Annotated in this window: 19 protein-coding genes and 1 riboswitch; of the genes, 10 read left to right on the forward strand and 9 right to left on the reverse strand. The window is 72.3% G+C overall.

The features are described from left to right. Nucleotides 1–3 precede the first annotated feature (3 nt). Both thiS and thiO read right to left on the reverse strand, forming a co-directional pair. Nucleotides 4–225, reverse strand: a complete 222-nt coding sequence (gene thiS / locus AC0Z36_RS22355; RefSeq protein ID WP_485464786.1) for a sulfur carrier protein ThiS — start codon at nucleotides 223–225, stop codon at nucleotides 4–6. After that, nucleotides 222–1,391 carry a glycine oxidase ThiO gene (gene thiO, locus AC0Z36_RS22360; RefSeq protein WP_485464787.1) on the reverse strand — a complete coding sequence of 390 codons (1,170 nt, stop codon included), beginning with the start codon at nucleotides 1,389–1,391 and terminating at the stop codon, nucleotides 222–224. Before thiO ends, thiS begins: the two co-directional genes overlap by 4 nt. Continuing rightward, nucleotides 1,388–1,498: riboswitch (TPP riboswitch) on the reverse strand. It overlaps the preceding gene by 4 nt. Before the next feature lie 275 nt (nucleotides 1,499–1,773). On the opposite strand from thiO, the gene AC0Z36_RS22365 reads away from it, so the two are divergent. The 4 genes from AC0Z36_RS22365 to AC0Z36_RS22380 all read left to right on the forward strand — a co-directional run bounded on the left by AC0Z36_RS22365 (nucleotide 1,774) and on the right by AC0Z36_RS22380 (nucleotide 4,737). Then, nucleotides 1,774–2,973 (forward strand): NAD(P)/FAD-dependent oxidoreductase, encoded by a 1,200-nt coding sequence (locus tag AC0Z36_RS22365; RefSeq protein ID WP_485464788.1) that lies wholly within the window; start codon nucleotides 1,774–1,776, stop codon nucleotides 2,971–2,973. A 116-nt stretch (nucleotides 2,974–3,089) separates the two neighbouring features. After that, entirely contained in the window at nucleotides 3,090–3,461 is a 372-nt protein-coding gene (locus tag AC0Z36_RS22370; protein WP_485464789.1) for an Rv2175c family DNA-binding protein, read from the forward strand. 32 nt (nucleotides 3,462–3,493) lie between these two features. Continuing rightward, nucleotides 3,494–4,156: a thiamine phosphate synthase gene (gene thiE / locus AC0Z36_RS22375; protein WP_485464790.1), complete on the forward strand. Its 663-nt coding sequence runs from the start codon at nucleotides 3,494–3,496 to the stop codon at nucleotides 4,154–4,156. Nucleotides 4,157–4,233: 77 nt separating this feature from the next. Continuing rightward, entirely contained in the window at nucleotides 4,234–4,737 is a 504-nt protein-coding gene (locus AC0Z36_RS22380) for a guanyl-specific ribonuclease (protein WP_485464791.1), read from the forward strand. A 675-nt stretch (nucleotides 4,738–5,412) separates the two neighbouring features. Here AC0Z36_RS22380 and AC0Z36_RS22385 read toward each other — a convergent pair. Continuing rightward, nucleotides 5,413–5,541 carry a hypothetical protein gene (locus AC0Z36_RS22385; protein ID WP_485464792.1) on the reverse strand — a complete coding sequence of 43 codons (129 nt, stop codon included), beginning with the start codon at nucleotides 5,539–5,541 and terminating at the stop codon, nucleotides 5,413–5,415. Nucleotides 5,542–5,886: 345 nt separating this feature from the next. Further along, a complete protein-coding gene (locus tag AC0Z36_RS22390) occupies nucleotides 5,887–7,005 on the reverse strand; it encodes a polyprenyl synthetase family protein (RefSeq protein WP_485464793.1) in 1,119 nt (372 codons plus the stop codon). Nucleotides 7,006–7,144: 139 nt separating this feature from the next. Here AC0Z36_RS22390 and metF point away from each other — a divergent pair, with 139 nt between their 5' ends. Both metF and AC0Z36_RS22400 read left to right on the forward strand, forming a co-directional pair. Next, on the forward strand, nucleotides 7,145–8,071 hold the full coding sequence (gene metF / locus AC0Z36_RS22395; protein ID WP_485464794.1) for a methylenetetrahydrofolate reductase [NAD(P)H]: 927 nt from the start codon (nucleotides 7,145–7,147) through the stop codon (nucleotides 8,069–8,071). A 208-nt stretch (nucleotides 8,072–8,279) separates the two neighbouring features. Beyond that, entirely contained in the window at nucleotides 8,280–8,579 is a 300-nt protein-coding gene (locus AC0Z36_RS22400; RefSeq protein ID WP_485464795.1) for a hypothetical protein, read from the forward strand. A gap of 358 nt (nucleotides 8,580–8,937) precedes the next feature. Here AC0Z36_RS22400 and AC0Z36_RS22405 read toward each other — a convergent pair whose 3' ends face one another. Next, nucleotides 8,938–10,449, reverse strand: coding sequence for a phytoene desaturase family protein (locus AC0Z36_RS22405; RefSeq protein WP_485464796.1), 1,512 nt, complete (start codon nucleotides 10,447–10,449; stop codon nucleotides 8,938–8,940). A 1,078-nt stretch (nucleotides 10,450–11,527) separates the two neighbouring features. Here AC0Z36_RS22405 and AC0Z36_RS22410 point away from each other — a divergent pair. The 4 genes from AC0Z36_RS22410 (at nucleotide 11,528) to AC0Z36_RS22425 (ending at nucleotide 14,016) form a co-directional block, all read left to right on the forward strand. After that, nucleotides 11,528–11,875 (forward strand): DUF6504 family protein, encoded by a 348-nt coding sequence (locus tag AC0Z36_RS22410; RefSeq protein ID WP_485464797.1) that lies wholly within the window; start codon nucleotides 11,528–11,530, stop codon nucleotides 11,873–11,875. Beyond that, the gene (locus tag AC0Z36_RS22415; RefSeq protein WP_485464798.1) at nucleotides 11,872–12,351 is read left to right on the forward strand and encodes an SAV_6107 family HEPN domain-containing protein; all 480 of its coding nucleotides are present in this window, start codon (nucleotides 11,872–11,874) and stop codon (nucleotides 12,349–12,351) included. The genes AC0Z36_RS22410 and AC0Z36_RS22415 overlap by 4 nt, the downstream gene beginning before the upstream one ends. A 179-nt stretch (nucleotides 12,352–12,530) precedes the next feature. Then, nucleotides 12,531–13,289, forward strand: coding sequence for a methyltransferase (locus AC0Z36_RS22420; protein ID WP_485464799.1), 759 nt, complete (start codon nucleotides 12,531–12,533; stop codon nucleotides 13,287–13,289). A gap of 316 nt (nucleotides 13,290–13,605) precedes the next feature. After that, nucleotides 13,606–14,016: a DUF3040 domain-containing protein gene (locus tag AC0Z36_RS22425; RefSeq protein WP_485464800.1), complete on the forward strand. Its 411-nt coding sequence runs from the start codon at nucleotides 13,606–13,608 to the stop codon at nucleotides 14,014–14,016. A gap of 174 nt (nucleotides 14,017–14,190) precedes the next feature. Here AC0Z36_RS22425 and AC0Z36_RS22430 read toward each other — a convergent pair whose 3' ends face one another. The 4 genes from AC0Z36_RS22430 to AC0Z36_RS22445 form a co-directional block, all read right to left on the reverse strand. After that, complete coding sequence (locus AC0Z36_RS22430) at nucleotides 14,191–16,512, reverse strand: transglutaminase TgpA family protein (RefSeq protein ID WP_485464801.1); 2,322 nt, start codon at nucleotides 16,510–16,512, stop codon at nucleotides 14,191–14,193. Next, nucleotides 16,512–17,795: a DUF58 domain-containing protein gene (locus AC0Z36_RS22435; RefSeq protein WP_485464805.1), complete on the reverse strand. Its 1,284-nt coding sequence runs from the start codon at nucleotides 17,793–17,795 to the stop codon at nucleotides 16,512–16,514. Before AC0Z36_RS22435 ends, AC0Z36_RS22430 begins: the two co-directional genes overlap by 1 nt. Nucleotides 17,796–17,922: 127 nt before the next feature. Next, nucleotides 17,923–19,053 (reverse strand): AAA family ATPase, encoded by a 1,131-nt coding sequence (locus tag AC0Z36_RS22440; RefSeq protein ID WP_485464806.1) that lies wholly within the window; start codon nucleotides 19,051–19,053, stop codon nucleotides 17,923–17,925. Between the two features lie 279 nt (nucleotides 19,054–19,332). Beyond that, nucleotides 19,333–19,899, reverse strand: coding sequence for a beta-class carbonic anhydrase (locus tag AC0Z36_RS22445; protein WP_485464802.1), 567 nt, complete (start codon nucleotides 19,897–19,899; stop codon nucleotides 19,333–19,335). Nucleotides 19,900–20,724 lie beyond the last annotated feature (825 nt).

Genomic DNA, 20,724 nt, shown 5'->3' on the forward strand with positions numbered 1-20,724 from the left:
GGGTCAGCCTCCCTGGACGGCGGTGAGGATCTCGATGAGGTCGCCGGCCGCCGGAGCCGTGACCGGCCAGGCGCCGCGCGGTACGACCTCGGCGTTGAGCGCGACGGCGACCCCCTTGTTGCCGGGCGCCAGCGCGGCGACCAGCGCGGCGACGGTCGTGCCCGGGGCGAGGCTGTGCGGCTCGCCGTTGACCGTCACGTCGACGGTGCTGGCCGGGTTCTTCATGGTGAGACCTCCGGGACTGCGGCAGTGGTCGGGGTGAACCTTCCAGGGCCGAAGGGGCGGACCACTGCGGGCACATCGCCGGTGGCGAGGATTTCGGCCACCGCGTCCGCCGTGACGGGGGTGAGCAGGACGCCGTGCCGGTAGTGCCCGGTCGCGACGATCAGGCCGGGCAGTCGGGAAGGACCGATGAGCGGGGCGTTGTCCGGTGTTCCAGGACGCAGCCCGGCGACGGACTCGACCAGGGGCAGTTCGGTGATCCCGGGGACCAGGGCGCGGGCGTCGCGCAGCAGTTCGTACACCCCGCCGGCGGTCACCCCGGTGTCGAAGCCCAGTTCGCAGCGGGTGGCCCCGACGACCAGTTCGCCGTCCGTACGGGGGACCAGGTACACGGCCCCGCCCCGGACGAGGCCGCGGACGTTGTGGGTGATCAGGGGCTGCGCGGGATCCATCCGCAGCCGCAGGATCTCGCCCTTGACGGGCCGGACCGGTGGCAGCACGTCCGGCGGCAGCCCGCCCACCGAGCCTGACCAGGCACCTGCGGCGAGCAGTACCTGACCTGCGGTGATGACACCGCCGCCGGCCAGTCGCACCCCCGTCGCCCGGTTGTTTCCCGTCACTATGGCGACAACGTCGCAGCGGACGAAGGTGACTCCGGCGCGCTCGCACGCGGACAGGAGAGCGGTGACAAGGCGGCGGTTGTCGATCTGGTGGTCGCCCGGAATGTGCAGTCCGCCGCTCACCGACGGGGAGAGCATCGGTTCCAGACCGCGGCACTCACGAGCAGTCAGCCACGTTGACTCCAGGCCGAGCCGCTCCTGGAAGACGTGTAGTTCCCTGAGGGCCGTCCGGTCGTCGGGATCGGCCGCGACAGCCATGGTCCCGCAGGCCCGGTAGCCGGACGGCAGGCCGGACGCTGCTTCGAGCTCGGCGGCGAACGCGGCGTAGCGGCCGGCGGAGGCGAGGTTGAGTCGCAGCAGCGCCTGTTCCCCGTACCCGAGCTCGCTGACCGGGGCCAGCATCCCGGCCGCGACGTGCGAGGCGCCGTGCCCGGGAGCGGGGTCGACCACGGTGACGGTGAGCCCGTACCGGCTGCGCGCCCGCCAGGCCGAGGCCAGGCCGATCACCCCGCCGCCGACCACAACGACGTCTGGTGTGGAAAAAACCATGATTGAGGAGATCTCCCTTCGCCGGCATGACCCGGATCAGGTTCGGACGGTCAGGGGCGGCCAGCCCCTCTCTCAGCCCGGTCCACCGGGCTCCCGCGATACAGGGCCACCGTACTGCTCACGTTGTCCCGGGTCGCACGAGGGGCGAGGCTCCTAAGGGAAAGACGGCGGATGTGAGCTGTGAACCACAGCCACTTCGCAGCGAACGCCCAAGCGGACCCACCACGAGGCGACTGAGCGAAGCGAAGGAGGGGGCACCTCCCGGACGGAGTCCGGGGGAGGGAGGATGACGCCTGAGCTTGGAGCCCGGCATAGAGGACTGTGAGGTATTTGACAGAGTCAAGGCCTTTGTCGGGCATCGCCGCCGAATAGGGTTCCCCCTATGGAAAACGTGCTTGTCGTAGGCGCCGGCATGGCCGGCCTGCAGACCGTGGTGGCCTTGCGGGACCAGGGGTACGCGGGGCGGATTACCCTCCTCGGCGCGGAGTCCCACCGTCCGTACGACCGACCCCCCCTGTCCAAGGACGTCCTGCTCGGCAAGAGCGACGACAGCTCCTTCGAGGTCGACTGGGACGCCCTCGGCGTCGACCTGCGACTGGGCGTCACCGCCACCGCACTGCGTCCCGGCGCCCGCGAAGTCGACACCGACGCGGGAGTCGTCCCGTACGACGGCCTGGTCATCGCGACCGGCGCACATGTGATCAACCTGCCCGGTGCCGCGGACCTGCCCGGTGTCCATGTCATCCGGACGATCGAGGACTCCCGGCGACTGCGCTCCGCGCTGGTGCCCGGGGCGCGCGTCGTGATCGTCGGCGCGGGCTGGATCGGGGCGGAAGTCGCCACCGCCGCGGCCACGCTCGGCTGCCGCACGACCGTCGTCGAAGCGTTGCGCGCACCGCTCGCCAACGCCCTGGGCACAAAACTCGGCGAACGCTTCACCCCGTGGTACGCGGAAGCCGGAATCGAACTCCTGCTCGACACCCGGGTGGACCGCCTGGAACAGGGCGCCGTCCACCTCACCCACGGCCGCAGCCTGCCGGCTGACGCCGTCGTCGTCGGCATCGGCGTCCGCCCGGAGACCGCCTGGCTGGCCGGATCCGGGATCGCACTCGACGCGCGCGGCTTCATCACCACCGACGCGCGGCTGCGCACCTCTCTCCCCGGTGTCTACGCCGTCGGCGACTGCGCGTCCTTCGCCTCGGCCCGCTACGACCGGGTCATGCACGTCGAACACTGGGACAACGCGCTCCAGGCCCCGCGCACGGTCGCGGCCAACCTGCTCGGCGCGGACGACGCTTACGACCCGGTGCCGTACTTCTGGTCCGAGCAGTTCGGCCGCATGGTGCAGTACATCGGCCACCATCCGGAAGGTGTCGAACCGCTGTTCCGCGGCACCCCCGGGGACGGGCAGTGGTCCGCCGGGTGGCTGGTCGACGGCGCGCTGGTCGCTCTGCTCACCGTCGCCCGCCCGCGCGACCTCGCGCAGGGGCGCCGGCTCATCAACTCGGGCGCCCGGGTCGACACGGTGAAGTTCGCCGACCCCGCGGTGCCGGTCAAGGACGCGATCGTCGGGCGGGCCTGATCGTCGGGCGGGCCTGATCGTCGAGCGGGCAAGTCAGTAGGCGGGCAAGTCAGTAGGCGGGTAAGTCGACCCGGGCGGGTCGAAGTGTGAGGTCGTCTCATGACACCCTTGCTCCTGTGAGTGAGAGCGAGATTGACATTGAGACGCGTCTGCAGACCCTGATCACCAAGTGGGTGCACCTGCCCGACATCGCGGAGATGTTCGGCGTGCCGATCACCCGGGTGCGCCAGCTGCTGAAGGAGCGCGCCTTCCTGGCCGTGCGCCAGGGCCCCGGCATGCCCCTGCTGGTCCCGGAGGAGTTCTTCCAGAACGGCCACACGGTCAAGAAGCTGGCCGGCACCCTGTCGCTGCTGGCCGACCGCGGTCTCAGCGACGAGGAGATCCTGGAGTGGATGTTCACTCCGGACGACTCCCTGCCCGGCCGGCCGATCGACGGGCTGCTTGAGAACCGCATGACGGAGGTCCGTCGGCGGGCTCAGGCCCTGTGAGCCCGCAGAGCCCGTTGCGCGGAACGAGTCCGTTGGCGGACGCCCGCCTCTACCTCTGCACCGACGCCAGGGAGCGGCAGGGTGACCTGCCGCAGTTCCTGGACGCGGTGCTGTCGGCCGGTGTGGACATCGTCCAGCTGCGGCAGAAGACCGGGCTTGAGGCCAAGCAGGAGCTGGAGCACCTTGCGGTGTTCGCCGACGCCTGCCGACGGCACGGGAAGCTGCTCGCCGTCAACGACCGGGCCGACGTCGCGTCCGCGGCCGGGTCCGAGGTGCTGCACCTGGGCCAGGACGACCTGCCGGTGCCGTACGCCCGCCGGATCCTCGGCGACGGCGTACTGATCGGCCGCTCCACACACGCCGAGGCCGAAGTGGACGCGGCGGCCGTAGAGCCCGGTGTGGACTACTTCTGCACCGGTCCGGTGTGGCCGACCCCCACCAAGCCCGGACGGCACGCGCCCGGCCTCGACCTGGTCAGGTACACGGCGGCGCTCGGCACGGACCGCCCGTGGTTCGCCATCGGCGGCATCGACCTCGGCAACCTCGACGAGGTCCTGGACGCCGGGGCGCGACGTGTCGTCGTGGTCCGCGCGATCACCGACGCGGACGACCCGGGGGCGGCGACGGCGGAGTTCGTGCGCCGGTTGGGCGCAGGACTTCCTGCGTGGACCGCCGCGGCTGACCGCCGCGGCTGACCGCCGCGGCTCTACGCGGGTGAGCGTGTCGGGAGGACGTGGCCTGAGCCGCGTGCCAGCATTCCGTTATGCCTGCCATGTCCAGAAATACCCGGCTCGCTGCCGGGGCCGGTCTACTTGTGCTGGTCCTGGTGGTCCTCTGGGCGGTGCTCGGCGGGGGCGGCGACGGCAGGCCGAAATCGGCCGGGGCCGCTTCCGGGGGTGCTTCGGCGGCGGCCAGGCAGGGCCCGTCGACGCAGGGCCAGAAGCAGACGCCGGTCCAAAACCCGGGGCCGCAGCCGCCGGCGGCTCAGGTTCCGCCCGGTATGGGCACGGTCAAGGCCGGTGAGCTGGCGCCCGAGGCGCAGCGCACACTCCAGCTCATCGACTCCGGCGGGCCCTTCCCGTACCGCAAGGACGGCACGGTGTTCAGCAACCGGGAGCGCCGGCTGCCCACGCAGCGGGCCGACTACTACCGCGAGTACACCGTCCCCACGCCGGGCGAAGGCGACCGCGGGGCGCGACGCCTCATCGGCGGCGGCGCGGGGGAGCGGTACTACACCGGCGACCACTACCGGACCTTCCGTGTTGTGGTGCGCTGAGAATCGCCGGTGTGTGGGAGCTGATCAGCGCGCCGGGAGCGGCCAGTGCACCGGGAACTGTCCGGGCGCTGGGAGCCCGCCGGATACCACACGGACCCGGGTGTGCCAGTGCCCTGCCGGGAAAATGTGGACAACTTCGTAGGCGACTACGCCGAACGGGTGGTCCGGGCCGAATCTGGCCCTGGTTGTCCACAGACCGGGTGAATCCGGCCGACGGGCGGTTTGGAACCGGCAAGACTTCGAGGCATGGAATCCACCACCGAATCGAATCCGTCGAGCAGCCGCCCCGGTTCCGCGTACGACGCGGTGCTGCTCTCCACCGAACCCGGGACCGGGCCGGACACCCGGGCTGAGCCGCAGACCGGGCCGCAAGCAGGGCCGGAAGCAGGGCCGGAAGCAGGGCCGCGGACCAGGCCGGACGCCCAAGGCGGCCCGGACGCGTCAGGCGGCACAGGCGCGCAGCCGCAGTCTGGGGCACCGGCACCGGCATCGGCATCGGCATCGGCATCGGCACCGGCACCAGCACCGGCACCAGCAGGGTCACAACCACAACCCCGGCCGAAGACCCAGTCGGAGACGGCCGTCCCGGTCGTCCGACTGCCCCGGCCGCGTCGGCACACCGGCCGGCCGGGGCCGTTCCCCGTCGGCACGTTCCCCGCCGGGCCGGTCGCGCAGTCAGGCCGACCGGCACAGTCGCCGCAGCCCGCCGTCCGGCAGACGGCCGACTGTGGTGGGGCGACCCGGTTGTTCGTGCCGCTGTTCGTCCTCGCGGGGGCGGTCGCCGGACTGCTGTTCGTCACCCACAACCCGCCGCAGTTCCTGCGGCCCGGCACAGGTTCCACCATCGCGGAACCCGGCCTCATGGAGCGGGTGCCGCAGCCGGTGCGGGCCGCTCCGGCAGCGCCGTCCTGGGTCCCGTCGCCGCCGGGAGCCTTCCCGCCGCCCGGCCCGCCCCGGGAGAGCCACGACGTCAACCGGACCGGAACGGGCTGCGGCGGCTCCGTCAGCTCCGGTGGATCGCGGGGTCCCGGCGCGCCGGGCGGCTCCGGCTACCGGGACTGGCCTGCCCCGGCCGGCGCCGGTCCTGGTGGACCCGCCGCCCAGGCCACCGCCGACGCCACCGCTGTGGTTGTCGTGTCCGTGCCCGGGTCAGACCCGGCGGACGGTCGCGGCGAGCGCCAGCTCCCGCAGGACGGCGCGGGCATCGAAGGCGACGGGCGCGGCGTCCAGCGCGGCCAGGGCCTGCCCGGTCAATTCCGTGATCATGCGCTCGACCTGGGCGAGCGCCCCGGTCTCCTCGATCACCGACCGGATCTCCTTGACCCCGGTGTCGTCCAGGCCGGGGTCCCCCAGAAGCTCCTCGACCAGCGCCCACCGGTCGGCGTCCGCCCGCTCCGCGGCAAGGGCGAGGAGGACGGTGCGCTTGCCCTCGCGAAGATCGTCACCCGCGGGCTTCCCGGTCAGGGCCGGATCCCCGAACACGCCGAGGACGTCGTCCCTTAGCTGGAAGGCCTCACCCAGGGGGAGCCCGTAGCCGGAATAGGCGTCTATGAGAGCGCCGTCGGCCCCGGCCAGGGCGGCACCCACGTGCAGGGGACGTTCGATCGTGTACTTCGCGGACTTGAAGCGGATCACCCGTCGGGACCGCTCCACCGAGCGGCCGCCCATCGCCTGTTCGAGCACGTCGAGGTACTGCCCGGCCATGACCTCCGTACGCATCACGTCGAACAGCGGCTTGGCGCGGCGCAAGGCCTGGTCGGAGACTCCGCTCGCGTAGAACATCTCGTCGGACCAGGACAGGCACAGGTCGCCGAGCAGCACTGCGGCCGCCTGCCCGAACGACTCCGTCGAGAACTGCCAGCCGGAGGACGTGTGCAGCGTCTCGAACCGCTTGTGCACCGACGGGAAACCACGCCGGGTGTCGCTTGAGTCGATCAGATCGTCGTGGATCAGCGCGCTGGCCTGCAGCAGTTCCAGGGAGGTCGCCGCCCGCACCACTGCTTCCTCGTCGGCCGTGCCCGGCAGCCCGCCGGCCCCGCGCCAGGCCCAGTAGCAGAAGGCGGGACGCAGCCGCTTCCCGCCGTCGAGCAGGAAGTCGCGCAGTGCGGCGGAGACCGGGGCCAGCTCGTCGCTTATCCCAGCCAGCACGGTCTGCTGCCGGTCGGCGAAGCCGGTGAGCGCGGCGCCAACACGGTCCCGCAGTCCCTCCCGGTCCAGCGGGTGGACGGCATGGGGGGACGTGGCGGTGGGGCGGTCTTCGGCAGTCACAGGCGTCTTCCCTTGAGGACAATCCCGGTCAGCGTAACGGGCAGGGGTCACAGACCGGCCCGCAGCCGGGTCCGCGGCCTGCGTCTCATCAGGTGAATCTCGTCTTCGCGCCGAAGTGCGCGGTCGGTAACCTGCGTGTATGACTCTCGATGCGGCGACCGTGACGCCCCCTAACCGGCACCGGGCTCCCGCCATCAGCGACATGCTCGCCGACGGCCGGCGGACGTTCTCCTTCGAGTTCATGCCGCCCCGGACCCCGGCCGGCGAGCGCAGCCTGTGGGACGCGGTCCGCCGGATCGAGGGCCACACTCCCAGCTTCGTCTCGGTGACCTACGGCGCGGGCGGCTCCAGCCGCGAGAACACCGTACGGATGACCGAACGCATCGCGACGGACACCACACTCACCCCGGTGGGCCACCTGACCGCAGTCGGCCACTCGGTCGCCGAACTGCGCAACATCATCGGCCAGTACGCCGACGCGGGCGTGCGCAACGTGCTCGCCCTGCGCGGCGACCCGCCGGGCGACGTGCAGGGGCCGTGGGTCAAGCACCCGCAGGGTTACACGTACGCGATCGAACTGGTGCGGCTGCTCAAGGAGTCGGGCGATTTCTGCGTGGGCGTCGCGGCGTTCCCGACGAAGCACCCCAGGTCGGCCGACTGGGACGGCGAGATCCGGCACTTCGTCGACAAGTGCCGGGCCGGCGCCGACTATGCGCTGACCCAGATGTTCTTCAACGTCGACGACTACCTGCGGCTGCGCGACAAGGTCGCGGCGGCGGGCTGCACCACGCCGGTCATCCCCGAGATCATGCCGATCACGAGCGTCCGAAACCTCGCCCGGATCCCCGAGCTGTGCGGCGAGGAGCTCCCGGCCGACCTGGTCGAGCAGGTGCTCGCGGTCAAGGACGACCCGGCGGCGGTCCACGCCGTGGGCGTCGGGTACGCGACGGCGATGTCGCAGCGGCTGCTCGCCGAGGGCGCTCCGGGCCTGCACTTCATCACGATGAACAGGTCGACCGCGACGCTGGAGATCTACCAGAACCTCGGGCTGCGCGAACTGCGCTGACGCACCGGCGAGTTGCCTGCGGGCTGCCGTTGTCGTACCGCTGACGCACCACCGAGGGCTCCCCACGTTGTTGCCCGCGGCTGCCTGACCGGGGAACTTTTCCCGCACCCGCGCCGTCCCTGTTCCGTATGCCCTCTAGGGTGTCGGCAACGATTTCCGGCCCTGCGGCGTCAACCGCTGTGGGCACAGCTGAAGGGGCGGACACCAGGTGCAGATCGGCGATCTCGGCTACGTGGCGTTGTATTTGCTTTTTGCGCTGGTCGGGGTGTGGTTGCTGACCGAGGCCCTGTGGCAGCACGGGGCTCCGTTCCGCTACCGGCTGCTGGCACTCCTCGGTTTCCTCGGCGTGGTCGCCGGAGTGGCGATAAAACACCCGATCGCCAGCGGGATCGGGATCTTCCTGTTCGCGGTCGGGCAGTTCCTCACAGCGCAGCACCTGCGGCGCGGCTACCAGAACGGCTGGGTGCTCGGCCGCGGCCGGAGCAAGGGACGGCGGGGGCGCCGGTGAGCTAGGGCCTGTTCTGGGTTTCCCGCCGGGGCCGCGCTGCCTGGCACCGCCCCTCGCGGCGTTGCCGAATCCTCCAGGTACGACCGGTACGGGTTCGGATCCGGCGCCTTGCGACGCACGGCGCCGGACAACGCGGCCTGGTCCGGCGGGAAACCCAGAACAGGCCCTAGTCCCACCTCGCATCGAACATGCCCGGAATGCTGTGGCTGGAGATCGACGCACAGTGTCCGGACACGATCGACCCGGGCAACCGCACAGACCAGTCAGACCAGTCAGACCAGTCAGAACAGGCAGAACAGTCAGAACAGGCAGAACAGGCAGAACAGGCAGAGCGAGCGGAGCGGGCGGAGCAGCCCCCTCAGTCCTTCTTCTGCTTCTTCGCACGCCCGATCTCCTCCGCCACCAGCGCCGCCGACATCCCCACCCGCATGAGCCCGCCCCCCGGGTGCGCCGCCTCGCCGACGTGGAACAAACCGGGGACGGCCGCCCTGTTCGGAGCGCGCAGCAGGTCGGAGCGCAGCCCGTCGAAGGCCGCCCCGCCCAGCGCCCCGCCGGGCAGCCCGCCGGCCTTCGCGATGTCCGCGGGGGAGCGGGCCGCATGCCAGAGCAGCCGGTCGCGGACCGGCAGTCCGCGCTGTTCCAGTAGGTCGAGCACCGTCTGCGCGTAGGCGTCGCGGGTCTCCGCGCTCCAGTTCCGGCCGCCGGAGCCGTGCCGGGGCACCCGGACCTGCACGGTGACCGCCCGGTGCCCGGCGGGGGCCAGCAGGTCGTCCTGTGGCGCGTACACGCACAGTGTCGGCCCGCTCCGCCCGCCGAAGTCTTGTGTGCCGAAGCCCTTCGTGTCGGCACCTCCGCCGCCCGGGCCCCGCCCCCGGGCGCCCTGCCGCCCGGAGACCCGGCCGCCGAAGAAGTACGACCGGTGCGGCAGGTCGAGCCCGTCGTCGCGGACCGCGAGGTACAGCTCGAACACAGAGGTGGGCGCCCGGCGCTGGGTGCCGAGCGGGGACAGTCGGGGGCGCTGCATCGCGGCGTCGGTGACCACGAGGTCGGCTTCGAACCGGCGGCCGTCAGCGGTCCGTACCGCATCGACGGTGGTGTGCGGCCCGTTCCGGGAGATGCCGACGACCTCGGTGTCCGTGTGGATCTCCACGCCGAGCCCGCGGCAGCGGTCCTCAAGGGCTCCGGTGATCCTGTGCAGCCCGCCGCGGACGTACCAGAGGCCGAAGGTCTGCTCCAGGTACGGCAGGACGGCCACCGTCGCCGGTGCGCGGCGGGCGTCGCCGCCGCCCTCGACGGCGAAGTGCCCGAGGTACGCGCGCATCCGGGCGTCCGGCAGGTAGTCCTTGCCGAGCGCGCGCAGTGAGCGCCACGGCACCGTCGTGCGCCAGTCGGCGCGGGTCCCGCAACTGCGCGGCCGGGCGGGGTCGCCCTCCGCGTAGGGCACTTCGGTGAACTGCTTGCGCATCGTCGTCCACATGTCGCCGCCGCGGGCGAGCAGGGTGTTCCAGGCCGCGCCGGACCCGGCGCCGAACGCGGCGTCGAGGGCCTGTGCGGTGGCGTCCCGCGCTGCGTTGGGCAGCTCGACCGTCACGTCGTCGAACACCAGTCGGGTGGCCGGGTCGACCCCGACGAGGTCGAGGGTGTCCTCCAGCGCGCCGCCGGTCTTCAGGAACAGGTCGCGGTAGACCGCGGGCAGCGTCAGCACGCCGGGCCCGCCGCTGAAGGTGAATCCGTCCCGGACGAGCGGGGTGATCACGCCGCCGGTGCGCGGTTGGCGCTCGCAGACGACGACCTCGTGCCGCTGGGCGGCCAGCCGGGCGGCGACCGCCAATCCGCCCATACCTGCCCCGACAACCACGATTCGTGCCACGTCGCCCGAGCGTAGGCCATGGCCCCGCAGGCGCGGGGACGGGCACAGGGCCAGGCACAAAAAACCGGGCCCGGTGGATCACCCCCCAGGGATCCACCGGGCCCGGCCTTCGTCCCGCGGCACCACCCCCAGGGCGGCGGGCCCCCTCCCCCATGCACCGCCACCTGCCGGGGCGACTGTGCGGTGCGGACCGTCGCGGACGGTCCTCCAGCGTCGGAATCCGCCAGGAGGACCGTGCCGTGACGCGCGCCGGAAACCGCCCCCCAGCGGATCCGGCGCATCTGTTGGGCTTGTTGCAAGGTTGGACTCCCGACCCCCCTGAGGGGTTGTACGCCGATGGTGATTTTTTTCGAAACCTTCCCGACGGCCAGATCAGATCAGGACAAAGCGGAGAAAATCACGGATGCGCGACTCATTCCGACCCGTCTCTGAGTAATTCAGCCTGAGTATCCGTACGGATGCCGGGGCCATTGGGGCTCCGGCAGAGTGATGGCCACGGGGGGGCCGCCGGGTCCCACGGGGGAGCAGTCGGGTCCGCCACCCACGGGGGGTGGCGGGCCCGGCGTCGAAAGCCGGACACCGGCGGACCGGCGCGACCGCGGCCACGGGGGACGCGGTAGCGGATCGGCGGAAGGGCCCCGTCGCGGGAAGCCGCGGCGGGGCCCTTCGTCATGTCACCGGTGCGCCGCGTCCGGTGCCGGCCCTGCGGCTGAGTGGCTGAACCCGGGAGACCGGGGGCGTGTCGGTGCGGCCTGCCAGTCTGGAAGAACGGTCGGCACTAGATTCGAACAAGGATCGAAAAATTCGCTGTCTGGGGCTTTCGCCCCGAAATGTGAAAAAAGTGTTGACGATGCCGGGGGTGCGGAGTTCAATGACTTCATTGATCGAACTTCAGTTCGAATGTTCGATCAGTGGACTGGCGGACCACCACGGGCGCCGGTCACAGCGGAGCAGCCGTCCACAGCGGACGGACCACGGACCGCCCCGGCCGGAGGCGCGAGGGGAAGCGCGGCACCGGCCGGGGTCCGGCCGCCCGGCACCGGGCAGGCGCAGGGCACGGCGACCAGGGAGGCAGCACATGACGTACGGACACACCGACCCGGTGGAGGTCCTGTGCCGCGGTACCGACCCCACCCGATTCCTCTGGCACGACCGGCTGTACGTCGTGCGCGCGGTCCTCGGACACCGGGTGGAGGAGTCCGCGGGCAGGCCGACGGAAGTCTGGCGGGTAGAAGCCGCCGCCGGCCGCTGCGCGCCGCTGGGCGTGTACGAACTCGCCCTCGACGGCGAGCGGGGCACCTGGACACTCAGCCGCGAAAGCTACGACAGCCGCGAAAGCTACGACAGCCGCGGAAGCCGCGACACCGGCGGCGGAAACCGCGACCAGACCCGGCACGCGTTCGAATGGGCCGGAGTCCGGCCGTGAGCGGCTCGGCGACCGGCACCGACGGGATACCCCTGCCGTACCGGGCGCCGCTGCGCTGGTCCACCGCCCCGCCGGGCGCCCTCGACCTGCTCGCCTCGGCCCGGGACGGCCTGACCGAAGCGGCCGCGGCGGGCGACGACGCCAACCTGCGCTACGCCGCGGCGCACCTGGCCGCCCTGCGCACCGCCGCAGCCGTCCTGGCCGCCCGCGCCGTCCCCGACGACCGGCCGTACATCCGCCGCCGCCCGCGCAGCGCCTGGGAACTCCTGCCCAAGGTCGCGCCGGAACTGACCGAATGGGCGTCGCACTTCGCCGCCGGGGCGCGCAAGCGCGCCGCCGCCGAAGCCGACCTGCCGGGCGCCGCCACCCGCCGTGAGGCCGACGACCTCGTCCGCGACGTCGAGACCTTCCACCGCCTTGTGGTCCGGCTGCTCGGCCTGCCGCTCCTGACGGACGTGTCCCGCCCGCCGGAGTGAGACGGGGTTCCCCGGGCGCGGGGCCTCCGGGAAACGCCGGGCGTACGGGGTCACCCGTACGAAACGGCTCTGACGGTCCACGCAGCGGCAGCCGGGCCCTGCCGGGGGAGCCTCTAAGCTGGAGTCCGATCAGCTGGCCCGGGTCCCGCCGGTGCCGCGCACTGAAGGAGGACCCGCCTGTGTCGGACCGGATGCGTCGCCGCAGCTCGCTACGTACCGCCGTCGTCTGGCAGGTGCTGGGTGACGCACTCGACCAGCGCGCGCGGACGGCCGGACGGACCTCCCTCGACGTCCTGGACGCCGGCGGCGGCACCGGCAACCTGGCTGTCCCGCTGGCCCGCCTCGGGCACACGGTCACCGTCGTCGACCCCAGCCCCGACGCCCTGGCCGCCCTGGAACGCCGGGCCGACGAGGCCGGCGTCGCCGACCGCATCCGCGCCTTCCAGGGCGACACCAACGGCCTGTTCGACGTGGTCGAGCCGGGCAGCGCCGACATGGTCCTGTGCCACGGCGTCCTGGAGTACGTCGACGACCCCGCCGAGGCGCTCGCCCAGGTGGTCGGGGCACTGCGCCCCGGCGGCACCCTGAGCCTGCTCGCCGCGAACCGCACCGGCGCGGTCCTGGCCCGCGCGCTGTCCGGCGACTTCGCCGAGGCCCGGCACGCGCTGGGCGACCCGCGGGGCCGCTGGGGCGACGGTGACCCGTTGGAGCGGCGGCTTTCCGTGGCCGACCTGACGGACCTCGTCGCCAAGGCAGGTCTGACCGCGGGCCCGGTGCACGCGGTGCGGGTCTTCGCGGACCTCGTGCCCGGTGTCCTGGTGGACGATCCGGCCGCTTTCGACGCGCTGCTCGACCTGGAACGGGCCGCCGCCCAGCTGCCGGAATACCGCGCGCTTGCCACCCAGCTGCACCTGCTCGCGTACCGTCCGGCGGCGTGACGGTTCAGCCGGTGGTGGATTTTTCCACCCCTGTGGCTGATTGCCCCGGCGTAACCGGTCCGGCCGGGCTGTCCTGCGCATATCATCGAAGCCCTGACCAAGGGACATGATGTGCTTCGGCCAGGGCATGTACCGGGTAGTGGGGGCCGTCGCCGATGCTGGCACAGCACTTCGGCCGTGACAATGAGGGGTTGCGGGACCGGGAACGGGCCCGCGGGTTCGTTCGTTGTGCGGCCGGTGGGTTTCACGACGGCCGTCTCCTGCCTATTCTGAAAGGGCCGCACCGGTCGCGTCGCGGCCGACGAAGGAGGACGCCGTGCCGCTCTCAGAGCACGAGCAGCGCATGCTCGAGCAGATGGAGCGGGCGCTGTACGCCGAGGATCCCAAGTTGGCGACAGCGCTCGAGGGGACCAGTCTGCGCACGCATACCCGGCGTCGCCTGCTTCTGGGCATCACCGGATTCATCGCAGGTGTGGTCGTGTTGATGGTCGGGATGACGTACGCCCCGTCGACCGGCGGCATCGTGGCCGGGGTGATCGGCTTCCTGATCATGCTCGGCGGGGTGCTGACGGCCGTTACCGGCTGGCGCCGCCCAGGCACTGCGGTGCCCGACAACGTCGCAGGTCTGGCGGGTGGCCGTGCCGCGCGACCGCCGCGCCGGGGCAAGGTGATGAACCGGTTCGAGGAACGCTGGAACCGGCGCCGGGACGACTTCGGCAACAACTGAGAAGTCCACGACGCAGGTGCGGCAACGGGCCTGGACGACCCCCTCAGTCGGGGACGTCCAGGCCCGTTGCCCATTTCCCGCACCTTTTCCCGCACCTTTTCCTGCGGTCTTTCCCGCAGGGCACCGTACGGCCCGGGGCCGCCGGGCTGTGAACGCCCGGCGGCCCCGGCCGCCTCAGCGCGAGAACTCCCCGCGCAGGTCCTCCGGCGGCGCCCCGGGGCGCAGGCGGACCCGGCGCAGCAACGACGGCGGCAGCAGCAGCGCCCTGGTGCGGGCGGCGCGTGGGGCCGCGGCGAGCAGGGCGTCGCGGATCAGGCACACATCCGAACCCAGCGCGGTGTCGTACGGCTGCTCCGCAGTCCCGTACAGCTGGCGTTCGGCGGACCCGGCCAGCCTCGACAGGGCCTCGCGGGCCTCCGCGGGCAGCAGCCCGGCGAGCCGGGCTGCGGACCGTCTCGGAGTCTCCGAGGCCGGCGCCCCGTGCCCGATGTCGGCGGCGGTGTCCAGGACCTCCGCCCACGCGCCGAGCACCGCCGGTTCCGTGCCGTCAGGCCGGTCGGCGACGGCGTGTCCCAGGGCCCCGAGGCGGCGCCGCCTGATCCGGCGGCGCAGCAGCATGGGTGTGGCGAGCAGTCCCGTCAGGAGCAGGACCACGAGCCCGGCGAGCAGCCAGCCCAGCGGCACCTTCGGTCCGGAGCCGTCGGCGGCCTGAACGGGGACGGACGACGAGGAGGGCTCCGGGCAGCCTTCGGCACCCGGCCTGCACGTCGCCGACCCGGTCGGCGACGCGCTGGCGCCCGGTGCCTGGGTTGTGGTCGGCGACGCGGACGGGCTGGTGTCCAGGGGATCCGGGGCGCTCCACGGCGGGTTGTTGCCCCGGGTCGGGGTCGGTTCGAAGCGCAGCCAGCCGATGCCGGAGAAGTAGAGCTCCGGCCAGGCGTGCGCGTCGTGGGTGCCGACCCGCAGGCTGCCGTCACCCTGCGGGGCACCGGGGACGAAGCCGACCGCCACCCGGGCGGGGATGCCGAGCGAGCGGGCCATCACGGCCATCGCCGAGGAGTACTGCTCGCAGTAGCCGACCTTCTGCTGGAGGAAGTTCCCCAGCGCGTTCAGTCCGTTGCCGCCGACCGAACGGGTGTCGTACCGGAATCCGCCGGTGCGGGCGAACCAGTCCTCAAGGCGGCGGGCCTGGTCGGCGGCCGGTCCCGAGCCGCCGATCTGCTGGGCGAGCGCGCCGACCACCTGGTTCGTCCCGGCGGGCAGCTGCAGGTAGGCGGCCATCGACGTCGGTGCCGGCCCGGCGTTGCGCAACTGGGCCGGTGTGGGGCGGACGTCCATCGCGGTGGTCGTCCAGGACAGGCCGCGGGTGCTCTGTCCCTTGTCGGCGAGGAGCAGCCGGCCCTCGGGTTCGTACCGCCAGTCGCCGCCGACCTTCACCGAGGTGGCCGGGTACGGCATGGGGAGTGACTGCTGCTTGTAGTTCCTGTCGGCTTCCACGTTGACCGTGAACGACTCCGACTTCACGGAGCTGGTGAGTCCGTCGGGCTGCGGGAACGTGTTCGGCACGTCCTCCAGAGGCCGCTCGGACGGCTGCCAGCTGGCGCCGTCGAACTTGTCGAGGGCGGAGATCCGCAGGTAGACGCTGGTCGGGTTCTCGGCGTCGGTGGTGTACCGCAGCAGCGTGACGTCCTCGGCCTGGTTGAGCTCGGACTGGAGGCTGACCACCGGGTTGATGGTGGTGATCCGCCGCGGTCCTTCGGCTTTGTCGGCCTCGTCGAGCAGCCGGTTGCCGCCCAGCGGGGCGATCGCGGGGATCAGCACCGCCACGGCGAGGGTGGCCGCGCCGATGGCCATTCCGCCGCGGGCCCGGGACGCCAGGCGCAGCCACGGGTACTCCCGCACCGGCCGCTCCGGGCTGAGCGCGCGGCCCCAGCCGCGCATCCGGCTGTTGCCTTCGGCGAGCAGCAGGACCACGTACGTCAGGGCTGCGGGCAGGAAGATCTTCCAGCCCAGGCCGTCCTCGGTGAGCGCGGCCGGGACGCTGTAGAGGGCGAGCAGCGGGAGCCCCGCCGGGGCGGCCTGGCGGTAGGTGACGGCGATGGTGTCGACCAGCACCGCGACGATGCCGATGACGCCGACGAGGATCGCGGACATGCCCTCGCTGGCCGGGACCGGCGGGGAGAAGGTCCGGATGTCGCTGCCGCCGCTGCGGACCAGATCGCCGAGGGCCCGCACGGCCTCCGGCGTGGGGAGTGGTCCGGCGGTCTCCGGGACCAGCATCAGGAGCAGGTACGGGACCAGCATGAGCAACTGGACCAGGGGGATCAGCGGGCGTGGCATGGACAGCTGGCGCAGCGCCTCGCCCAGGACCGCGGTCAGGACCACGGCCCCCACCCCGAGGACCAGCCAGGCCCCCTTGGCGACCAGCGGCAGCAGGGCGCACGAGGTCACCGCCACCGCCAGTGCGGCGGCCAGTGAGACGCGGATTCTTTCCACTACGACGTTCCCCCGTATGAAGGTGCTTCCCCGGCGGTCCGGCCCGCGGACCGCCACAGGTCCGGCAGCCGGGACGCGGCGGTGGCCGGCAGGACCCGCCAGCCCGCCTGGTGCAGCATCCCGGCGGCGGTCGCGTACGGCAGCAGTCCGGGGACGGCGGTTCCGGGCCACGCGGCGGTGTCCAGGAGCACGGCGATACCCCGCCCCGCCCCCTGCCGGATCCGGGCGAGGTGGTGGACGTCGTCCTCGGTCAGCCCGGCGAGCACCGCGACGACCATGCCGGTGTCGTCGCCCGCGCGGAGCGCGGCCTCCGCCCGGTCGAGGGTCCCCGGTGCCTCCTGGCCGACGACCGCGAGGCCTTCGAGAAGCAGGGTCTCGGTCTCCAGGGCCCCCGCCTTGATGACCTGCGGGGCGCCGGCCAGGGACTGTCCGTCGCCGCCGACGAGCCGGGTGGTGTAGCCGCGCCTGGCCAGGTGCGACCCGACAGAAGCGGCCGCGGCCACCGCCCATTCGAAGGACGAAGAAGGACCTTCGCCGCAGTGCGTGCCGGACCGCGTGTCGAGGAGGACCACCGCCTGGTTCTGCCAGGCCTGTTCCTCCCGGCGCACCATCAGCTCACCGCGCCGCGCGGTCGAACGCCAGTGCACCCGGCGGACGTCGTCCCCGTGCCGGTACTCCCGGGGGATCACATCGTCCTCACCGGACGCCGACAGCGTCCGGGCCCTGCTCTCGCCGTAACCCGTCCACTCGCCGCCCAGGTCGGTACCCGGCAGCACCTGCACCGGGGGAGTGACCGTCAGCACGTCGCGGGCCGCGAACGACCGGCTCAGCTCGCACATCCCGAACGGGTCCGCGAGGCGCAGTCGCAGCGGCCCCACCGGGAACCGCCCGCGCAGGTCCGAGCGCACCCGGTAGGCCACCTGGCGCTGCCCGTGCGGCTCGATCCGCTCAAGGACGAACCGCGGCCGGGAGCCCAGGACGTACGGAACCTGGTCCTCCAGCATCAGCAGCCCCGTGGGCAGCCGGCCCGCGTTGTCGATCCGCAGCCGCACCTGGGCGTCCTGGCCCGCGGCCACCCGGGCCGGGGCCAGCGACCGCGAACTGGTCACCAGCTGCCGGGAGCGCGCCACCACGAGCACGGCGATCAGCGGGAGCGCCGTCAGCAGCAGCCCGACCCGCAGGAGGTCCCGCTGGCCGAGCACTACCGAGCAGCCCACCGCGGCCAGCCCCGCCGCCAGGAACGAACGCCCCCGGGTGGTCAGGCCGGACATCGCGGCCGACATCCCGGCCGGGAGCCGGAACAGGCCCCGCACCCGGCTGAGCCCGGTCGGCCGGGGCAGTGCCGCCGGACGTGCCAGACCCTCCCGGTACGGGTCGTCCGTACGGGAACGGCCTTGTGCCCCGGGCATCTCAGCGTGCCGCCGGGTAGCCGTACCCGTCGGCCTCGCCCGGCCGCTGCCCCTCGTAGACAGCCGGCGCCGGGTACGGGACACCGCCGTGCGGGGCCTGCGGCTGGTACTGCGGCGGCGGAGGCACCGACGGCAGTCCGCCCTGCCGGTTCCCCCCGCTCTGGCCGGGACCGGCCTGCCCGGGACCGCTGTGCCCGGCCGAGTTGTTGTTGCTGAAGCCGGGCCCAGGCACCGGCACCCGTCGGACCAGGTCGGCGACGATCTGCTCCGCGCTGCGCCGCGCCATCTGCGCCTCCGCGGTCGGGATCAGCCGGTGCGCCAGGACCGCCACGGCCAGTGCCTGCATATCGTCCGGGAGTACGTAGTCGCGGTCGTCGAGCGCCGCGGCGGCCCTGGACGCGCGCACCAGGTGCAGCGTCGCCCGCGGCGACGCGCCGAGCCGCAGCTCGGGGCTGTTGCGGGTGGCGTTGACCAGGTCCACCGCGTACTGCGCGACCGGCGGGGACAGGTGCACCTGCCGGACCGCTTCGATCAGTCCGACGATGTCGGCGGCGGTGGCGGCCGGTTTCAGGTCGAGCAGCGGCGACCCCGCCCCGTGCCCGCTGATCATGCGCAGCTCGGCGTCCGGCGACGGGTAGCCCATCGACACCCGGGCCATGAAACGGTCACGCTGCGCTTCGGGGAGGGGATAGGTCCCCTCCATCTCCACCGGGTTCTGGGTGGCGATCACCATGAAGGGCGATTCGAGCTCGTAGGTCGTACCGTCGACTGTGACCTGACGCTCCGCCATGCATTCGAGCATGGCCGACTGGGTCTTGGGCGAGGCGCGGTTGATCTCGTCGCCGACGACGATGTTCGCGAACACCACGCCCGGCTTGAACTCGAACTCGCGCCGTTCGGAGTCGTACACACTGACGCCGGTGATGTCCGACGGCAGCAGGTCGGGCGTGAACTGGATGCGCCGCACCGTTGAGTCCACCGACTTGGCCAGGGCCTTGGCCAGCATCGTCTTGCCGACCCCGGGCACGTCCTCGACCAACAGGTGCCCGTCGGCGAGCAGCACGGTCAGCGCCAGGCGCACTACCTCGGGCTTGCCCTCGATCACCGTTTCCATGGACTTGCGGATACGCATCGCGGTCGAAGAGACCTTCGACACCGCGGCGGTCCCCACAAGGTCCGCCTGATCGTTCAACGTCGACACCCGAGTCCTCCCCCTGGCCGCCACACTGGAGTGTGGTGGCGATTGTCCCCAACCGGATGCGGATCCGTCACCCCGTCCGGCCGCCTGGTCAGGTGATCATCGGGGGGATCCGGGTTCGGTGGCAACCGTCCGTCGGGGAACAGACCCCTCCGGACACGGGATGTACGACTCTGTCCACGGCCTGACTGGTTCCGCCGTGTTCCCTCCGGATCAGGCGCCGGGGCCCGCCGGCTCCAGCTGCGGGACCTCGCGGAGCAGCCCGGTGGCGACATCGTGTACGAACCCACGGACATTGTCGCCGCTCAGCAGGAACGGCGACGTACGAACGCGGTTCATCGACTGCCGGACGTCGGAGTCGAGGTCGATGAACGCCTCCACGGCCCACGCGGGCCGCTGCCCCGTGATGTTCCCCAGCTCGTGCCGGAAGTCCTCGGTGACGGTGAGCATGCCGCAGCCGGTGTGGTGGATGAGCACGACGCCCCGGGTGCCCAGGTGCCGCTGGCTGATCGTCAGCGACCGGATGACGTCGTCCGTGACCACACCGCCGGCGTTGCGGATCAGGTGTATGTCGCCCAGTTCGAGGCCGAGCAGTTCGTGCAGGTCCAGGCGGGCGTCCATGCAGGACACCACGGCGACCTTCTGGACGGGGGCCGCTGACATGCCAGGGTCGACGTACGCCGCGGCGTACCGGTGGTTGGCCTCCAGGAGGCGGTCGATCACCTCGACGAATGGCAGTGCGGCCTCGTCGCTGCGTGCGGGGGCGGCGGTGTCGTTCATACGCGCGACGGTAGCGGAGCGGCGCGGTGCGCGCCTACGGGGGTTCAAGGGCCGGACAGGACGTTAGGGCGTACGGGGAGCGCGCGCGTCGGCGTACGAGTGGTGCATGCCGCCGCATTATTTGGATCTCCATATCGCTTCATTGGCCTTGACCTGCGATTTTGTGGTTGGAGAGGCTTGTAGGGCGGGTTTTCGAAGGGTTGACCTTGAGGTTTGGTGCAGTACAGTGGCGGGCAATTCGGCGCAAACACCCGCGTGGACGCCCGGGACACCCGGGCCCGCGTCAGAGGACCCCGCTGCGGACGTGCGGTGAGGTCTCCACCCGCTCCGCGCTCTCCGGCACACCTTCCCCGGTGCCGGACGGTCACTTCCCCTGAGAGCGGGCGGGGACCTGACTGTATGTACGCCGGGCTCCAAGCTCCGGCGTCTTCCTCACATCCCCGTCGCTGCGCTCCGGGGCTGTTCGGCGCCGGAGCGTCGCCCGGAAGGACTGCGTCCTCCGGACGCGCTCGGGACGCTTCGCGCCCTCGCTTCGCGCCCTCGCTTCGCGCCCGTCGCTGCGCTCCGGGGCTGTTCGGCGCCGGAGCGTCGCCCGGAAAGACTGCGTCCTCCGTCTGATGCCGGGCTCCAAGCTCCGGCGTCTTCCTCACATCCCCGTCGCTGCGCTCCGGGGTTGTTCGGCGCCGGAGCGTCGCCCGGAAGGACTGCGTCCTCCGGACGCGCTCGGGACGCTTCGCGCCCTCGCTTCGCGCCCGTCGCTGCGCTCCGGGGTTGTTCGGCGCCGGAGCGTCGCCCGGAAGGACTGCGTCCTCCGGACGCGCTCGG

It is taken from the genome of Kitasatospora sp. UYEF31 (genome assembly GCF_057291755.1).